12 protein-coding genes and 1 other annotated feature are annotated in these 16777 nt (G+C 49.0%); all 12 genes read right to left on the minus strand.

Features of this window, described 5'->3' with window-relative positions; all coding sequences use genetic code 11:
- Positions 1–62: 62 nt before the first annotated feature.
- Positions 63–1292 carry an SPOR domain-containing protein gene (locus PAHA3_RS27325; RefSeq protein WP_062837802.1) on the minus strand — a complete coding sequence of 410 codons (1230 nt, stop codon included), beginning with the start codon at positions 1290–1292 and terminating at the stop codon, positions 63–65.
- Between the two features lie 117 nt (positions 1293–1409).
- Positions 1410–2729, minus strand: a complete 1320-nt coding sequence (murC, locus tag PAHA3_RS27330) for a UDP-N-acetylmuramate--L-alanine ligase (RefSeq protein WP_062837803.1) — start codon at positions 2727–2729, stop codon at positions 1410–1412.
- Positions 2730–2785: 56 nt separating this feature from the next.
- Positions 2786–4162 (minus strand): bifunctional folylpolyglutamate synthase/dihydrofolate synthase, encoded by a 1377-nt coding sequence (locus tag PAHA3_RS27335; RefSeq protein ID WP_062838041.1) that lies wholly within the window; start codon positions 4160–4162, stop codon positions 2786–2788.
- A 78-nt stretch (positions 4163–4240) separates the two neighbouring features.
- Positions 4241–6907 (minus strand): valine--tRNA ligase, encoded by a 2667-nt coding sequence (locus PAHA3_RS27340; RefSeq protein ID WP_062837804.1) that lies wholly within the window; start codon positions 6905–6907, stop codon positions 4241–4243.
- A gap of 61 nt (positions 6908–6968) precedes the next feature.
- Positions 6969–7250 (minus strand) — a binding site (T-box leader).
- 155 nt (positions 7251–7405) lie between these two features.
- On the minus strand, positions 7406–8947 hold the full coding sequence (locus tag PAHA3_RS27345) for a LysM peptidoglycan-binding domain-containing protein (RefSeq protein WP_062837805.1): 1542 nt from the start codon (positions 8945–8947) through the stop codon (positions 7406–7408).
- A 367-nt stretch (positions 8948–9314) separates the two neighbouring features.
- Complete coding sequence (locus PAHA3_RS27350) at positions 9315–10220, minus strand: RluA family pseudouridine synthase (protein WP_062837806.1); 906 nt, start codon at positions 10218–10220, stop codon at positions 9315–9317.
- Complete coding sequence (hemL, locus tag PAHA3_RS27355) at positions 10217–11521, minus strand: glutamate-1-semialdehyde 2,1-aminomutase (protein WP_062837807.1); 1305 nt, start codon at positions 11519–11521, stop codon at positions 10217–10219. Before hemL ends, PAHA3_RS27350 begins: the two co-directional genes overlap by 4 nt.
- Before the next feature lie 21 nt (positions 11522–11542).
- On the minus strand, positions 11543–12544 hold the full coding sequence (gene hemB, locus PAHA3_RS27360) for a porphobilinogen synthase (RefSeq protein WP_062837808.1): 1002 nt from the start codon (positions 12542–12544) through the stop codon (positions 11543–11545).
- A gap of 215 nt (positions 12545–12759) precedes the next feature.
- A complete protein-coding gene (gene cobA, locus PAHA3_RS27365; protein ID WP_062837809.1) occupies positions 12760–14322 on the minus strand; it encodes a uroporphyrinogen-III C-methyltransferase in 1563 nt (520 codons plus the stop codon).
- Positions 14323–14326: 4 nt separating this feature from the next.
- The gene (hemC, locus tag PAHA3_RS27370) at positions 14327–15283 is read right to left on the minus strand and encodes a hydroxymethylbilane synthase (RefSeq protein ID WP_062837810.1); all 957 of its coding nucleotides are present in this window, start codon (positions 15281–15283) and stop codon (positions 14327–14329) included.
- 2 nt (positions 15284–15285) lie between these two features.
- Positions 15286–15936: a precorrin-2 dehydrogenase/sirohydrochlorin ferrochelatase family protein gene (locus tag PAHA3_RS27375; protein WP_062837811.1), complete on the minus strand. Its 651-nt coding sequence runs from the start codon at positions 15934–15936 to the stop codon at positions 15286–15288.
- 5 nt (positions 15937–15941) lie between these two features.
- Positions 15942–16769, minus strand: coding sequence for a cytochrome c biogenesis protein CcsA (ccsA, locus tag PAHA3_RS27380; RefSeq protein WP_371327970.1), 828 nt, complete (start codon positions 16767–16769; stop codon positions 15942–15944).
- Positions 16770–16777: the final 8 nt, after the last annotated feature.

Raw genomic sequence — 16777 nt, forward strand, 5'->3', positions numbered from 1 at the left:
GGAACTATTTCCAGTTCCTTGCCGGATAGGTATTTCCAAGCGTTGTTATGGGAAAGAGCGTGTTACTGCTTAATCGCTTCAAGCCATTTCTTCTGCTGCAGTACATATTCCATCAGATCGGATTGTACGGACCACATGTGCACATCATCCGGGTTTTTGTTGTACTCTGCGATAGCCGTAATTGCACTGTTCATCGATTTCTCCATACCGCCGATAATAGGTTGTACTTCTGCGGTCAGACCGGGTGAAAGACTATTCAAACCGGTCATCCATGACTGGTGTTTATTCTGGATCGCGGTCATCGCTTCTGCAGAGACTGCTGCCGGAGCAGACTGTCCCAGCTGCTGAATGGACAAGGTAGACAATTGTTCGACCAATGCAGAACTGTTCGTAAAGAAAAGCTGTACATCCTCTTGCTTGCCACCAAATATAGCCGGATTGACCTCAGGGTTCACGATCTCCTTAACGTACAGTTCAACTCCCTGAGCTTTAAGTCTGGTGCTAAGCAGCTTAGCCTCTTCACGATCAGCCGAAATGCCTGCATATACCCGATTGCCATCTTCAGGATCAGAACCTGCGGCTATACCTGCCTGTGCCAACTCAAGCTTGGCCTGCTCCGCTCGTTCGGGGGAACTGAATACACCGTATTGAAGTGCATAATACGTGCTGCCAGTTGCAGCTGTCTGGAGCTGTTGCTCTGTGCCTGTACCGCCCTCCTGACCTGTCACGGTGGAAACCGCCTGATTGACGGGAAGAAGATCGCCTGGTTTCGCGGCTCCTTCTTTATTGAAAAAGGAAAGAATAACCATGCCAAAGAGTGCTCCTGTAACGAGTGCCCCGGTGATTGAACCAATCATTTTCCAGCCCCTTGGGGGGCGATTGCGCTTATAGGAATAGTTCTCTGAATCTGCAAGCCAGTCGTGGCCTTGATCATCATGCGTATTGGACAGATCACGACGCTCTTCTTCAGGATCTCCTGAATGATTATAAAAACCGTAACCGGATCGGTTCCCAACATAATGGGCCTCATCCAAGTTCAAGTTCGAATCATGGCTCGCTCGCTCATCAGGTTCAGGTACAGTAGAGCTTGTCAGCACCGTCTCTCCCCAGTCTCCGGGGATATCCTCTGGCGTCCAAGACGGGGTTGTATCCACCCGCTTAGGCACTAGCGGTTGATTGTTCTGTAAATCTTCACTCAACGTCACCAATGGACTGGACGCGGATATCCTCTTGTTTTCAGGCTTGTCCGACTCTTGATCCCCGAAGCGAAACGTCATTCTAGCATTGCTCACCCGTACCCTCTCCTTTGTCCCATTTATATCAGCTATATGCAGAGACGGGAGAATACATTCCGTATAACGCAAAAAACCGCCTGCTTCTTATCGAAGACAGACGGTTTCTCAATTGATTTATTTCAAACCTTTGGCAAGTGTATCGCCAACTTTCCAGATATCACCTGCGCCCATGGTAATCACAAGATCTCCTGGTTGCAGACGATGCTGCAGATCAGCCACAACTTCCTCTTTCGTTGGGAGGTAACGTGCAGAAGCATTACTGTTTTGAACGATCAGTTCAACCAGTCTGGCTGAGGTTACTCCTTCAATCTGTTTTTCGCCCGCAGGAGAATAGATATCCGTAATAAGCACCTCATCCGCTTCCGCAAAAGCACGACTGAACGCATCCAGCAGGAAGAACGTCCGCGTATAACGCTGTGGCTGGAATACGGCAATAATGCGTTTGCCTGTTGCTTTGGCGGCACTAATCGTAGCTTCAATCTCAGTCGGGTGATGAGCATAATCATCAATGATGAGCATATCACGTGCCTCGCCCAACACCTGGAATCTGCGTTTGGCTCCGTGGAACTGGATGATTGCTGCCACAATCTTCTCAAATGGAATGCCTGCTTCCAGACAAGTAATCACCGTAGCCATCGCATTATAAACGTTATGCTTACCCGGCACTGATAATTCCACCGTACCCATAGCAGCACCCTGATGATTCATCGTAAAGGAGATACGACGATCGCCCAGTACAATATCCGTTGCCGTATAATCCGCAGCACGATCAATACCATACGTTGTAATCCGTGACTTGAGTTCTGGCAAAATCGCTTGAACATTCTCGTCGTCAGAACATACAATCGCTGTTCCTTCCGGACGAATTTGGCTCAAGAACTGCACATAAGCCTTTTTGAGCTCCTCAAAATCACTGTTGTAATTCTCCAGATGATCTGCCTCAATATTGGTTACAATACCGAGCCATGGATGGTACTGCAAAAACGAACCATCGCTCTCGTCCGCTTCAGCGACTACCCAGTCGCCTTGACCGGCCTTCGCGTTGGTACCCACATTCATGATTTCTCCGCCAATGATATATGTCGGGTCCGTATCACATTTATCCATAACAAGTGCAATCATGGATGAAGTGGTTGTTTTACCATGCGCTCCGGCCACAGCCACACCTTTACGTTCGTTCAACAAACGTGCAAGCATCTGCGAACGATGCAGAATCGGAATGTTCAGCTCTGCAGCTGCTACCCGTTCCACATTATCCGCAGGCGCTGCAGTAGAGTAGACAACCAAGTCTGCTCCAGTGACGTGCTCTGCCGTATGTCCGATATATATTTTCGCTCCCTTGGCTGCCAACTTCTCGGTCAACTCTTGTGAAGCGACATCCGATCCGGTAACGGTGTATCCCATTTCCAGCATAACTCTTGCGATGGCACTCATGCCATATCCGCCAATCCCTATAAAATGAACGTGTTCCGATGTATTTAACAAAACTTTCACCAACCTTTTTCAGAATCGGTTTGATGCAAAAGGGCTGCCCGCACATCCGCAATCAGGTACAGTGTGCCGGAGACCACCCCCAGATCTTCCGCTTCCGTCCGTGACTTCAATAGATCAAGTGCCTTTGCCCATTCGGGCTCGACGATGATTTCCAGCTCCTGCTTCGCAATGGCGGGACGTACCCGTTCGACAATTTGCAGCAATTCGGCTGCATCCATTTTGCGTCGGAAATCTGGCTCGGTCAGGATCAGCGTATCCACTAGTGGCAGTATATGCTGCAAATACGCTTCGTGATGCTTATTCGCCAACATACCCATCATCAAAATTAACTTGTTGTAAGGATAAACTTCTCTAATGCTCTTGGCCAGCGACTCAGCCCCCTCCGGATTATGTGCTCCATCGAGCACAATTCGGGGTTCATCGACGACTTTTTCGAATCTCCCTGCCCAGAATGCATTCTCCAGTCCAAGTGCAATATCGTTGTCATCCAGCATAAACGCCATGTATTGTCTGAGCAATTCAAGCACCATCAGTGCAGCCGCTGCATTGTCACATTGGTGTGAGCCCTGCATGCGGATGCGAACGTCCAGGTCACGAAACGGTCCTGTAAAATGGAAAGATTGTCCGCTCTCATTACTGTCCAGTCTATGATAAGAGAATTGATCTCCGGCCAAATACACGGTTGATTGAAGCTGCTGTGCTTTCTCCTGAATCACTTTCACAGCTTCGGGTTGAGTCGCGCAGGTCACCACAGGTACTCCCGGCTTGATAATGCCTGCCTTTTCTCCAGCAATCAGCTCAATCGTATCTCCCAGCACATCCGTGTGATCCATACCAATGTTAGTGATGACGGACACAACAGGTGCAACAATATTCGTTACGTCCATCCTTCCCCCTAGCCCCGTCTCCCATACCACAACGTCAGGGTAGCATTCTTCTGCATAATACAGAAGCGCGAGAGCCGTGGACACCTCAAACATCGTTGGTGATCCAAGCGGAGTGGAGGCCATTTCCATGACCAGTGGACGTAACCGGTTGGAGAGCTTAAGCAGAATCTCTTCGGGGATATCCTCACCGTTGTATTGAAAACGGTTCGTAAACTTGGTGATATAAGGCGACGTAAAGGTGCCCACATCGTATCCAGCCTGAAGAAGCACTGACGTCAAAAAAGCGCAAGTCGAACCTTTGCCGTTCGTTCCCGCGACGTGAATAAATTTGAGACGTTGGTGTGGATTGCCTAACATGGACATCAGACCCTCGATTCGTTCCAATCCAGGTCTTATGCCAAAAGGAATAAGGCCATTGATCCAGTCCACGGCCTCGTCATACGTAAGTAAAGGAGCTGCTGCATCTGTCCCGTCTAATTCCGTCATCTGATTCACCTTCGGTCCCGAGTTTGATTGAAAAAAGCGGCCGGATGGCATACTAGCTCTCCATCCGACCCAGATATATTAACCTTTGAGTTCCTTGATTCGTGCAATCACTTTATCCCGTTTGTCGGAATAATCTGCTTGCTTGGCGCGCTCTTCCTCAATAACCTTGGCAGGAGCTTTGGCAACAAAGCCTTCATTCGCCAGCTTTTTCTCCACACGGAGTACTTCTCCCTCAAGGTTCTGCAACTCTTTCTCCAGGCGAGCCACTTCCTGTTCGATATCAATAAGACCTGCCAGTGGCAAGTAAAGTTCTGCCCCCGTAATGATCGCAGTCATTGCCTTATCCGGTGAGCTTAGATCCAGCCCACTATCGAACTCGGACGTATTACAGAAACGTTTGATGTAATGGCTGTTACGTTCAATGATGCTGGACGTCTCAGCACTATTAGCTTTGACCATCAACTCGATCTTTTTACTCATAGGCACGTTCACTTCTGCACGAATGTTCCGAACTGCACGGATGGTATCCATGAGTAGGTTCATCTCGGCAACAGCCTCTGGGTTCTCAAGAGCAGGATCGTATACCGGCCAAGATGCCAGCGTAATCGTCTCGCCTTCATGCGGCAGATGCTGCCAGATCTCTTCGGAGATGTATGGCATGAACGGATGAATCAGGCGCATGGTCTGATCGAGCACATAAGCCAGCACGGATTGTGTTTTTTTCTTGGCAACCGGATCTTCTCCATAGAAGGACAGTTTCGCAAACTCAATGTACCAGTCACACAGGTCATCCCAGATAAAGTTATACAGTACACGGCCCGTTTCCCCAAATTCATACGCTTCGATTAGACGCGTAATATCGCGGGAAGTTTCGTTCAGACGGTGCAAAATCCAATAATCGGCTGTACCAAGCTCTCCGCTAATGTCACGTTCCTCATAGGTGAATCCTTCCAGATTCATCAATGCAAAGCGCGAAGCATTCCAGATCTTGTTGGCAAAGTTACGAGCCTGCTCCACCCGTTCCCAACGGAAACGCAGATCCTGACCTGGCGTGCTGCTGGTTGAGATCATGTAACGCATTGCATCTGCGCCGTATTTCTCAATAACATCCAGCGGGTCTACACCGTTGCCCAGTGATTTGGACATTTTACGTCCATCTGCGTCACGAACAAGACCATGCATCAGCACATCCTTGAACGGAATCTCATCGGTGAATTCCAATGCCGTGAAAATCATACGTGCAACCCAGAAATATATGATGTCATACCCTGTCACAAGTACACTTGTCGGATAATAACGTTGCAGGTCTTCCGTATCTTCCGGCCAGCCCAATGTGGAGAACGGCCATAAACCAGAGCTGAACCATGTATCGAGTACGTCTTCGTCCTGTCTCAACTTGCGGCCAGCATTCTCTGGCAGCGTCGTCGGATCTTCAGCAGATACGATGATTTCACCCGTTTCCTCATCATACCAAGCAGGAATACGATGTCCCCACCACAGTTGACGGGAAATACACCAGTCACGAACGTTCTCGATCCAGTTCAGATACGTTTTCTCGAAACGGTCTGGAACAAAATTAACCCCTTCGCCGCTCTGTTGCTTCTGAATCGCTCTCTCCGCAAGTGGCTTCATCTCAACAAACCACTGTGTAGACAGATACGGCTCGACAACAGCTCCGGTACGTTCACTGTGTCCAACCTGATGCGTATGATCCTCGATGTTGATCAATACACCCTGTTCTTTCAAGTCAGCAACAATCTGCTTGCGGCAGTCACTGCGATCCAGCCCTTGATACTTGCCGGCCTCTGCATTCATTGTACCGCTCTCATCCATAACCGTAATTTGAGGCAGATCATGACGAAGACCGACTTCAAAGTCATTCGGATCATGCGCAGGCGTAATTTTAACTGCACCACTTCCGAACTCTTTATCCACATAATCATCAGCGATAATTGGAATTTCACGTCCAATGATAGGCAGTACAAGTACTTTACCAATCATATCTGCATAGCGCTCATCCTTCGGATGAACAGCAACCGCAGTATCCCCCAGCATCGTTTCAGGACGCGTCGTTGCCACGGTAACGTAGCCACTTCCGTCTTTGAGCGGATAACGCAGATGGTACAAGTGACCCTGAACCTCTTTATATTCAACCTCAATGTCGGACAGTGCTGTCCGGTTCACCGGGTCCCAGTTAATGATGCGTTTGCCTCGGTATATAAGGCCTTTTTCATACAATTGAACAAATACTTTGCGTACCGCTTGGGACAGACCTTCATCCAGCGTGAAACGTTCACGTGAGTAGTCAAGCGACAGTCCCATTTTGCCCCATTGTTGACGAATGGTAGTGGCATACTGATCTTTCCAGTCCCATACCTTCTCCAAAAACTTCTCGCGTCCCAGATCATAACGAGTCAGACCTTCTTCACGCAGCTTCTGCTCTACCTTGGTTTGGGTAGCAATACCTGCATGGTCGGAACCCGGAAGCCACAGCGCATCATAGCCCTGCATCCGTTTTGTGCGGATCAGAATATCCTGCAGTGTAAAGTCGAGCGCATGCCCGATGTGCAGCATCCCGGTCACATTTGGGGGTGGAATTACAATCGTATACGGCTCGGCATCCTTACGTTGACCGGCTTTGAAATATCCGCGCTCCATCCAGGTGGAGTACCATTTGTCCTCTGCCGCCTTAGGATCGTAAGTGGTCGGCATTTCTGTTGCAGCTGATTTTTTTTCCTCAGACATGTGTCATTCCTCCGTTACTTCATCATCTTCGCCAAAAAAAACAAAAAAAACCTTTCATCCATCAAAGGACGAAAGGTTAGCTTTCGCGGTACCACCTTTGTTTCACGCAGACAGCAAGATAAACTTCACCCTCTGTACATAACGTGACACTTCAAGCAGATAACGGCTGCTACCGGCCCATCCTACCTCAGCAATAAATGAAGATACATCTCATTCATCCCTTGTATTCAAACAGGCAACTCCCGGGCGACTTCGATCAGTTGGTTCCTGCGGAATCTCACAGCGTTGCAATTCCACTCTCTGAAAGGTCATACTGTCTACTACTCCCGTTCCACGTTGTTCTTCAAAAAACCTACACACATCATACCTTGCTCGTGCGCGATAGTCAACCTGACAACAGCGGATAAAGAGCGCTGGAATGCAGGTTCAGGACGAATCATGCAAAAACCCGCAATCCTCAAGGGGATCACGGGTCGTAACGAAGGCTTTAACTACGGATTAAGGGATGTACAATATCTGACCTTCTTCCACAACCTGTTCAGATAATCGGTTATACAACTGAAGTTCCCTCGTGCTCAACTGGTATCGATCTGCAATGGCATCCAGTGTATCTTCGCGCTGAACGATGCACAGTTTCACCTTGCGGAATGGGGTCTGGTCCACGATCGTCCCCAGGAACAGATTCTTCCACTCCACATCATCAGCCGGATATGTTTCTTCCTGTACCACACCAGCAGGAACCTCATCTCCTCGCTCCACTTCAGCATCGCGTGCTGCTCTGCCAGAGGATAACAAGGAAGAGATACCTACGCCCTCTTCTTGCCGTGGTGCAGATTCTTTCTTGCTGCCAAAAGCAACCTTCAGCTCCGGCTTGTCTTCCGTCTCAGCCACAGGTTCAGGAACAAATGCTTCGTTCTGCACGAACTCGTCTACCCCAGCCGCTTCAAAAGACGGTCGGTCTTCCTCAGCGCTGCCTGGTTCGGACGAAGCGAATACCCCCTGCCAGTTCTCCGCCTGTGGTTCAACTGGAACATCGGCAACTGCCTGATTCTCCTGCTGAGGTACAGATCTCGCTGATTCGAAGTGCCATACGTCCGGTGCGTCCGGTACATCTGGTGCTGCCAACTCATTAGATGATTGAGCAGTAGGCTCTGAGACTGCTTGATCTGTACTTCTCGGGTTGGCAGGCAATGCATCCACGGAAGGCTCGGACCACGCAGAAGGCTCTTCCTCCAGAGGCAGCAATGGTTCCGACTCAGGGTAAGAAGCTAACCGATCAGCGGTCTCGGCCATAAATGACGAGATGGGAGAAGGTTCGCTGTATTGCTCATGGGATGCCAATTCATCTCCATTCGCTGCCAGAGATGCAAGATCTTCGTTTGCATCAGGTTGTCTGTTTTCATTAGCGTACTCCGCACTTTGCTCCTCGGACTGAAGTGGCTCGGCCGAAGACGCATTCGCATAATCCTGGAGATCAGCGAATTCCGGGGCACCGTATGCAAGTTCTGCTGCATTCGCAAGTCTCTCTTCTTCACTCCGCTGGAGCAGATACTCTTGTGCAAATGCATTGGGATCGATGGCGGGCTGTTCTGATTCCTCGGAACGATTGGATTGCTGAATGTCAGGTGAGTGAACAACTGTAAACTCATCTGCCGACCATACTTGAGGCTCCTCAACAGGAAAACCCTCGATGCCTCGCAGTGATAACACGCCTGTAATGTTCAGACTGCGATTGGATAACAGATCCACGTCAAAATTTTCGATCTCGATGGAAATATCATCAATCGATCTGACCCGGTTCAGCGGCACCGTGATCTCCACAGGAATGAAATGTTTGAGCTCCTCTGAAGCCTCATTTTCTCCTCTGTACGCACCTGTAAGTAAAAGATGTCCTCTTAACGTGGCATGATCATCCTGTCCTATGACTTGAATGCGCGGGTATAGTTCAATTTCCTCCAATTCCTCAATTGCAGGGACTCCCTCAGACAAATGAACGCGCTCATAAATATCGAACCGCAAACCATAAGGTTGATTCAACAAAGGTGGCGTCCTCCTTTCGGCATATGTTCACCATGATCCTTCTCATGGGACTGATCCATGGTCCAAATCCTTCGTTACCCCATCTATATGCCTTGAATGAGATGAGCATGCCACCTTTTGAAAAACCTTGCTATATATGTTCAACTCATGGTTATTTACACTGTCACTCCAATGACAGAACAACCCTCTGATCGCTGTTATCCCCAGATTTTTTCGATTCCTATTTATAAAAGGGAAAATCCAGGGATAGCTTATGCTTCCGAAGCAGCTTTCTTTCAGAAAGCTTTAAGGCGAACGCTTTGCTTCTTCTGATTGTTTCTGTCCTTTGCGTTTTCGTGTAAATAGTTAATCGAACTTATATAGAGTACTAGTAAGACCCCTCGTGCTCTGCCAATTGTGTGAAATCGGGCGGCCAAGGATCATTCACTTCAATCACGGCTCCAGTTAACGGGTGGCTAAACTTAAGCACCTCTCCGTGAAGTGCCTGTCGCCCAATGACATCCGTTCTCCCACCATACAACTCGTCACCAATAAGCGGATGTCCTACATAACTCAGATGTACGCGGATTTGGTGTGTTCGTCCTGTATCCAGCTTTAATCGTACAAGGGTCGCTCGTTCCCACACTTCGCCGATCTCCACATGGGTAACCGCTTCCTGTCCACCTTCCGAGACACGTCTGCGCTGTTTGTGATGTCTATCCTTGCCAATCGGAGCATCAATTTTGTGGAGTTCAGGGGATAATTGTCCCCCAGCAATGGCTACATAATGGCGACCAATCTCTTTGCGGCGCATTGCTTCATCCAGTTTGGCGAGGGCAAACGCATTTTTGGCATACAGGACAGGCCCGGTTGTATCCTCATCCAGTCGATGAACATGGCGTACGCTCGCCTGAATTCCGTTCATTTCATAATACGAGGCAACCGCGTGATCCAGCGTGATGGCCTGATCAGCACGGCTTCCATCCGGATGCAGTTTCATGCCTGCCGGTTTGTGCATAACCAGACAAAAATCATCCTCATACAATACATCTACCTCAGCCCAGCGTGGCTCAACATCGATTGGCTGGGACGCAAAAAGGGCCAGCCGAAGCCGGTCCCCTGCGAGTTGTATTCCTCGGTTTGCTTTAAGCTGACGGAGCAGTTTCTCCGGAAACTGAAGCTCAGACAATAGCCACTGCTCTGCGGCCATCGGTTTGTCCGAACTGCCTGTTACGGCTTTCCCTGGCATCAGCTCAAGCCATTCCCCGCGGCGTTTCCAACTTTTGATGGTCATAGCGATTGAAGAGCCTTCCGGTTCGCCTCGATTGTATCGTCAATATCCTGCTCCGTATGCACACCAGAGACAAACATGCCTTCGTATTGCGAAGGCGCAACACTCACACCTTGATCAATCATGGCCGCAAAATAACGACGGAATTGATCCAGATTGCTTTCTTTGGCAATATCATAATTGGTTACGGGAACGGCACTGAAGAATGGACAAACCATGGAACCAACACGGTTAATGGTTATCGCAACACCCGTCTCCGCTGCATTTTTCTCAAAGCCGGCTTGCAGACGTGCAGACAGTGTCTCCAGACGGTCGTAGACCTCTGGTGTTAACAATTTGAGCGTCGTATATCCTGCGGCCATAGCTAACGGGTTCCCGCTCAGTGTACCTGCCTGATAGATCGGACCTGTTGGTGCAATCTGTTCCATCAGATCCCGGCGACCACCATAAGCACCAACAGGGAGTCCGCCACCGATAACTTTACCCAGACAAGTCAGGTCAGGCGTAACCCCAAACCGTCCCTGAGCACAGTTCAACCCTACGCGGAAACCGGTCATCACTTCGTCAAAAATAAGCAGGCTGCCATATTGCGTCGTCAAACTGCGCAAGCCTTCAAGGAAACCGGAAGCCGGAGGCACAACGCCCATGTTACCCGCCACAGGTTCCACAATAACAGCTGCCAGTTCTTCCCCATAACGTTCAAAAGCAAGCTTCACGGACTCCAGATCGTTATAAGGTACCGTAATGGTATTCACAGCTACGCCTTCAGGCACACCTGGACTATCTGGCAGACCCAGCGTTGCAACACCTGAACCCGCCTTGATCAGCAAGCTGTCCGCATGTCCATGATATGATCCTTCAAACTTCAAAATTTTACTGCGTCCGGTTACCCCCCGTGCCAGTCGAATGGCACTCATTGTTGCTTCCGTACCGGAATTCACCATCCGTACGATATCGATGGAAGGTACACGCTCACAGACCAGTTTGGCCATCTCGGTCTCCAGCAAAGTCGGCGCACCAAAGCTTGTTCCTTTCAGAGCTGTCTCACGCAAAGCTTCTACAACATCAGGATGTGCATGTCCCATGATGAGTGGACCCCACGATCCCACATAGTCAATAAAAACATTGCCATCAATATCGTAGATTTTGGACCCTTCGCCACGCTCTGCATAGATCGGGGTAAGTCCCACCGATTTGAATGCGCGTACAGGGCTGTTCACACCCCCGGGTATGTACTGCTTCGCTTCTTCAAATGCGCTACGTGAGCGCTCATCATTACGACGATTACCTTGTTGTGCAGTCATGAGTATCCTCCTTAATCTAATTTATTTCTCAGCCAACCAGCGGGAGGCATCTTTTCCGTAATACGTAATAATCATATCTGCACCTGCACGTTTCATACTGAGCAGAATTTCCATCGCGACTTTCTTCTCATCGATCCAGCCTTGAATCGCCGCTGCCTTAACCATGGCATACTCGCCACTTACATTATAGGCAACAAGCGGAAGATCGAATTGATCCTTAACGGTGCGCATAACATCCAGATAGGAAAGGGATGGTTTTACCATCAACATGTCCGCTCCTTCGAGCACATCCGTCTCTGCTTCACGCAAGGCTTCACGCGCGTTCGCCGGGTCCATCTGATACGACTTGCGGTCTCCGAATTGTGGCGTGGAATCTGCTGCCTCGCGGAATGGGCCATAAAATGCGGAAGCATATTTTACGGAATAGGACATGATCGGAATATGACTGAATCCATTCTCATCCAGCCCGGCACGGATCGCTTGTACAAATCCATCCATCATGTTGGATGGTGCAATAATGTCCGCTCCTGCTTTGGCTTGGGACACTGCCGTTTGCACGAGCAGATCAAGTGATTCGTCATTTAGCACATCTCCGCAGATGTGACCGTCAATCTCCACGGTGTGTACCATACCGCAGTGACCGTGATCCGTAAATTCGCACAGACAAGTATCTGCAACAACCAGCAGTTCCGGGTACCAGGATTTGATCAATCTTGTCGCTTCCTGCACAATGCCATCCTCAGCGAAACCAGATGAACCCACACTATCCTTAGTCTCCGGAATACCAAACAATAGCACTGCTGGAATTCCCAGCTCAGCAATTTCCGTTACTTCCTCCTGAAGACGATCCAGCGAGAAGCGGAATACACCAGGCATCGATTTAATTTCGGATTTCACATTTTCTCCATACGTCACATAGATCGGTTGAATAAAATCATCTACGGTGAGATGGGTCTCTCTGACCATATTGCGAATACCTGTGGATTGGCGTAAACGGCGATGCCGTACAATAGGAAAACTCATATGTGTAAAACCTCCCTGAAAGTTAAATAGAGCAAAAAGGGAAGCGCGCTGGTATCCTGTCGATTTCAGCACGCTTCATATGTTGACATATTACATGGATCAATTTCATAACTCGCTAAAAATGGATTTCGCAACTAAATATAGACAGATTGAACCTCTATATCTAGCCTTGATTGAAGCAGCTAAAGGTATTATGAAATTGATTCCCATGTGTATTAATTCCGAAGGACGCCTTCTTTGGTGCCTGTCCGTTTCCAGTCGCATAGAACGGTGATCAGACTATCCATCGTTGCTTCCTCTGCCATCAGTGTAACATGTAGTCCAGCGGCCTCTGCCGTCTTCGCTGTAACAGGTCCGATACAAGCAACCTCCACATTTTTCAATAAAGGCAGTGGATCCTGCAATCCCATCCGTTTCAACATGTTCATGAAGTTGGTAACCGTCGATGAACTTGTAAAGGTCACCGCGTGAATACCGCCTTCTTCAAGCAGCTTGAGCAGTTCGTCATCATCCTCACCAGCTAGGATCGTATCATAGATGATAGCCTCGGTGACTTGAAGTCCTCGTTCTCTCAGCTGGTCACGTAACCACGTACGGGCAAGATCGCCGTGCGGAAGCAGTACTTTCTGGCCTTCCTTCAGCTCACTTTCAAAAGCCTCAAGCATGCCTTCGGCCTGGAAAGGACCTTTGACAACCTCTGCAACGATGCCATGTTTACGCAAAGCATCTGCTGTAGACGGTCCTACGGCAGCAATTCTCGCTTGATGAATCGAACGAATGTCCTTGCCTTCCTGTTCCAGATGACGGAAGAAAAACTCCACCCCGTTCACACTTGTGAAAAACACCCAGTCATACGTATTTAAAGCACTGAGGGCGTCTTTGACACTTTGCTGCGCAGATTCACTGGACGGCATAACCGTCTCAATCACCGGAAACTCATACGGTTCCCCGCCAAGTTCCTCAATGCGATTCACAAGTTCACTCGCCTGACTGCGAGCACGTGTGACCAGAATTCGTTTGCCAAACAGCGGCAGCGCTTCTGCCCATTTCAATTGTTCCCGTTGATTCACGACATCCCCCACCACAATAACAGCTGGCGGTTGGAAATTGGCTGCGATCACTTTCGCCTCTATATCTTCAAGGGTACCTGTAATGGTATCCTGTTCCGCTCGTGTTCCCCAACGAATCAGAGCTACTGGTGTTTGCGCTGGACGACCATGACGAATCAATTGTTCGCTGATATATCCAATTTTGGCAACCCCCATCATAAATACAAGTGTGCCCGTTGCATTCGTCACTTTATCCCAATGGATGCTGCGATCAAGCTTGTCCGGACTCTCATGCCCCGTAATGATAGAGATAGAGGACGCATAGTCACGGTGAGTCACAGGAATTCCGGCATACGCAGGCACACTTATTGCAGCTGTAACCCCAGGTACAATCTCAAACGGAATTCCGTTTTTGTGCAGCAAATCCGCCTCTTCGCCCACGCGTCCAAAGATAGTTGGATCGCCACCCTTAAGCCGAACTACAACCTTACCTTCCAGAGCCAGATCAACCAACAGTTGATTGATCTCTTCCTGTTTCATCGTATGCCGATCAGGGCGCTTGCCCACGTAAATCTTGACCGCACCGGGTTTCATCTGTTTTAACAATCTCGGACTTGCCAAACGATCATAGACTACAGCATCGGCTTTACCGATGGATTCCCATCCTTTTACCGTAATTAGCTTCGCATCCCCAGGACCTGCTCCTACCAAAAAGACCTTTCCCACCATGTCTTCATCCCCTAACTTCTGCCAGTATCTGCTCTGCTCCCCGTTCAATCAATCTCCAAGCCACTTCTTCTCCCAGACGAACTGGATCTTTGCCAGTCAGAGCTTCCTTAAGAATCAGTCCACCATCTGGCGTGCCAACCATACCTGTTAATTGTAACGTGTTTTCTCCATTCAGGGAATCCGCATCTTCCTGAGGCAGCCATACCGCATGAGCACCAATTGGAACCTGACAGCCCCCATTCAGTACACTGAGAAAACGGCGTTCCGCCTGTACAGGAAATGCTGTCTCCGGATCGTTATACAGCTGCAACAAGTGTAATAGCTCCTCATCGTCTTCACGACATTCGATACCAAGCGCGCCCTGACCCACGGCCGGAAGACAAGCTGTTTCGGTCAAGTACTCGGTAATCCGGTCTTCCCAGCCCATTCGATACAATCCTGCCGCAGCCAAAATAATTGCGTCGAGTCCTTCAGTCTCCAGCTTCCGCAGACGGGAATCAATATTGCCGCGAAGTGATTCCAATTGCAAATCTGGGCGATAGGCCTTCAATTGACTGGATCGGCGCAAACTGCTTGTGCCGACTCTCGCTCCTTCTGGCAGTTGATCGAGCGTAAGTCCACCATTGGAAATCAATGCATCTCGTGGATCTGCACGCCGGGGAACAGCCCCATTAATTAATCCTTCGGGTAACTCGGAAGGCATATCCTTCATGCTATGCACAGCCATATCAATGGTACGATCAAGCATCGCCTGTTCAATCTCTTTGACGAACAAACCTTTGCCCCCCACTTTTGACAAGGTTACATCCAGAATGAGATCTCCCTTCGTAACAATCTTATGTACTTCAAAGTCAAAAGCTAATCCTTCCCGCTCACAAATATCGCGTAAATCCTGAATAACATGGCCTGTCTGGGTTAGCGCAAGCGCGCTCTGTCTACTACCAACTTTAATTGTACGCATGTCTACACTTCCTCCTGATTACGGGATATCCAGTCCCCGATTTCTTCTTCCGTCCACCACCGGAAATGGCCTGTACGAATATCTTCTAATATGTTCATTTCAGTTAATTGTCGGAGCAACGTGCTTCTGAGACTCGGTGAGGATACACGTAACTTTACCTCAGTCCTCATCTGGTGCAAAAACTCCAGATACGTCTCATACTCATCACCGAACTGTTCTTCAAGTGTAGCACGTATCTCAGCTGCTGCTGCCGGCCCCGCTCCTGCTGTGGATATCGCTATGTTTAATCTCCCACGCCTGACCACGCTTGGCGTAATAAAGTCGCTGTACTCGGAAGACATCGCATCATTCACCAGTATGCCCGCGGCCTCAGCCTCCCGAACCACAGTTGAATTGACCTCTGAACGGTCAGTCGCTGCATATACGAGAAAGGCCCCCCGCAAATCTCCATTGCGGTAGGACCGGTCTATCCATTGAATTCGGGATTCATGATGCAGTTGTTTTAATACGGAAGTAAGCTCCGGACTAATGACCGTAATCTGTGCCTCGGCATGCAGCAATCCCTTTATTTTACGCTCGGCAACACGTCCACCGCCAACCACGCAACACTTCTTGCCAGAAATATTCACAAATATCGGCGTGTAGCGATCCATCCCCTTCACTCTCCCGTCCAACGATGAAACGCTGAATACGCATTGGATAAAAAACTTATTATGACAAATCCGTATCCGATCAGTGTCCATCTTGCCATAATAATCGTTGAGAACTGTTTCCTTCTCTTGGATACGAAGTAACCCACATAGATGGCTATAGCAAGGCCTGTGGCAATAACTTTGAGATCCAAAAGCAGTGTCCATCGTGTTTCCGCCACAATGGATAATACCGCAAGCATCACAGAAACACCAAGGAGCGGTGTACCAATCAAAGTAGCACCATCCATGTATTTGCCGATCACTTCCAGGCTCGGCATCCGCCGCATCGTATCATTCCACTTTTTTTTCTTCAGCTTGTGATGCAGGAACAGATATAACAAGGCAAATACCGTACCAACGGTTAACGCCGCAAAACCGAGATTTGCCAAGGTAATATGCATAATAAGTAATCCATGTACGGTTTGCCAATTGTGCAGTGATATCTCTCCAGCCGTGAACCATAGTCGGTTCAATACAGTTACGGAAAAACCAACAACATTCAGCAACAGAATCACAAATTCAGAACGCTGGATGCGAGTCATGGCGAGAGACATCAGAACGATACTGAATGAAAATATAAACAAAAAATCAAAGGTCGTGTAGATGGGGAAATGGCCCTCGGTCCACATCCGCAATATGACATGTGTGACCTGTAGCCCCCAAACAACAACAAGAAACCCTGTGCCTGTCCGCTTCGCCCCCGCATTGCGTCGAATGCAGTCCGAGAAATAGAACAGTAGGCTCAGGGCATACATATAAATCAGAGCTTCATAGACTTGTTCAGCAAGGGTCAAGCTGCCCA

The organism is Paenibacillus amylolyticus, assembly GCF_001570725.1.
GTDB lineage: Bacteria > Bacillota > Bacilli > Paenibacillales > Paenibacillaceae > Paenibacillus > Paenibacillus amylolyticus_A.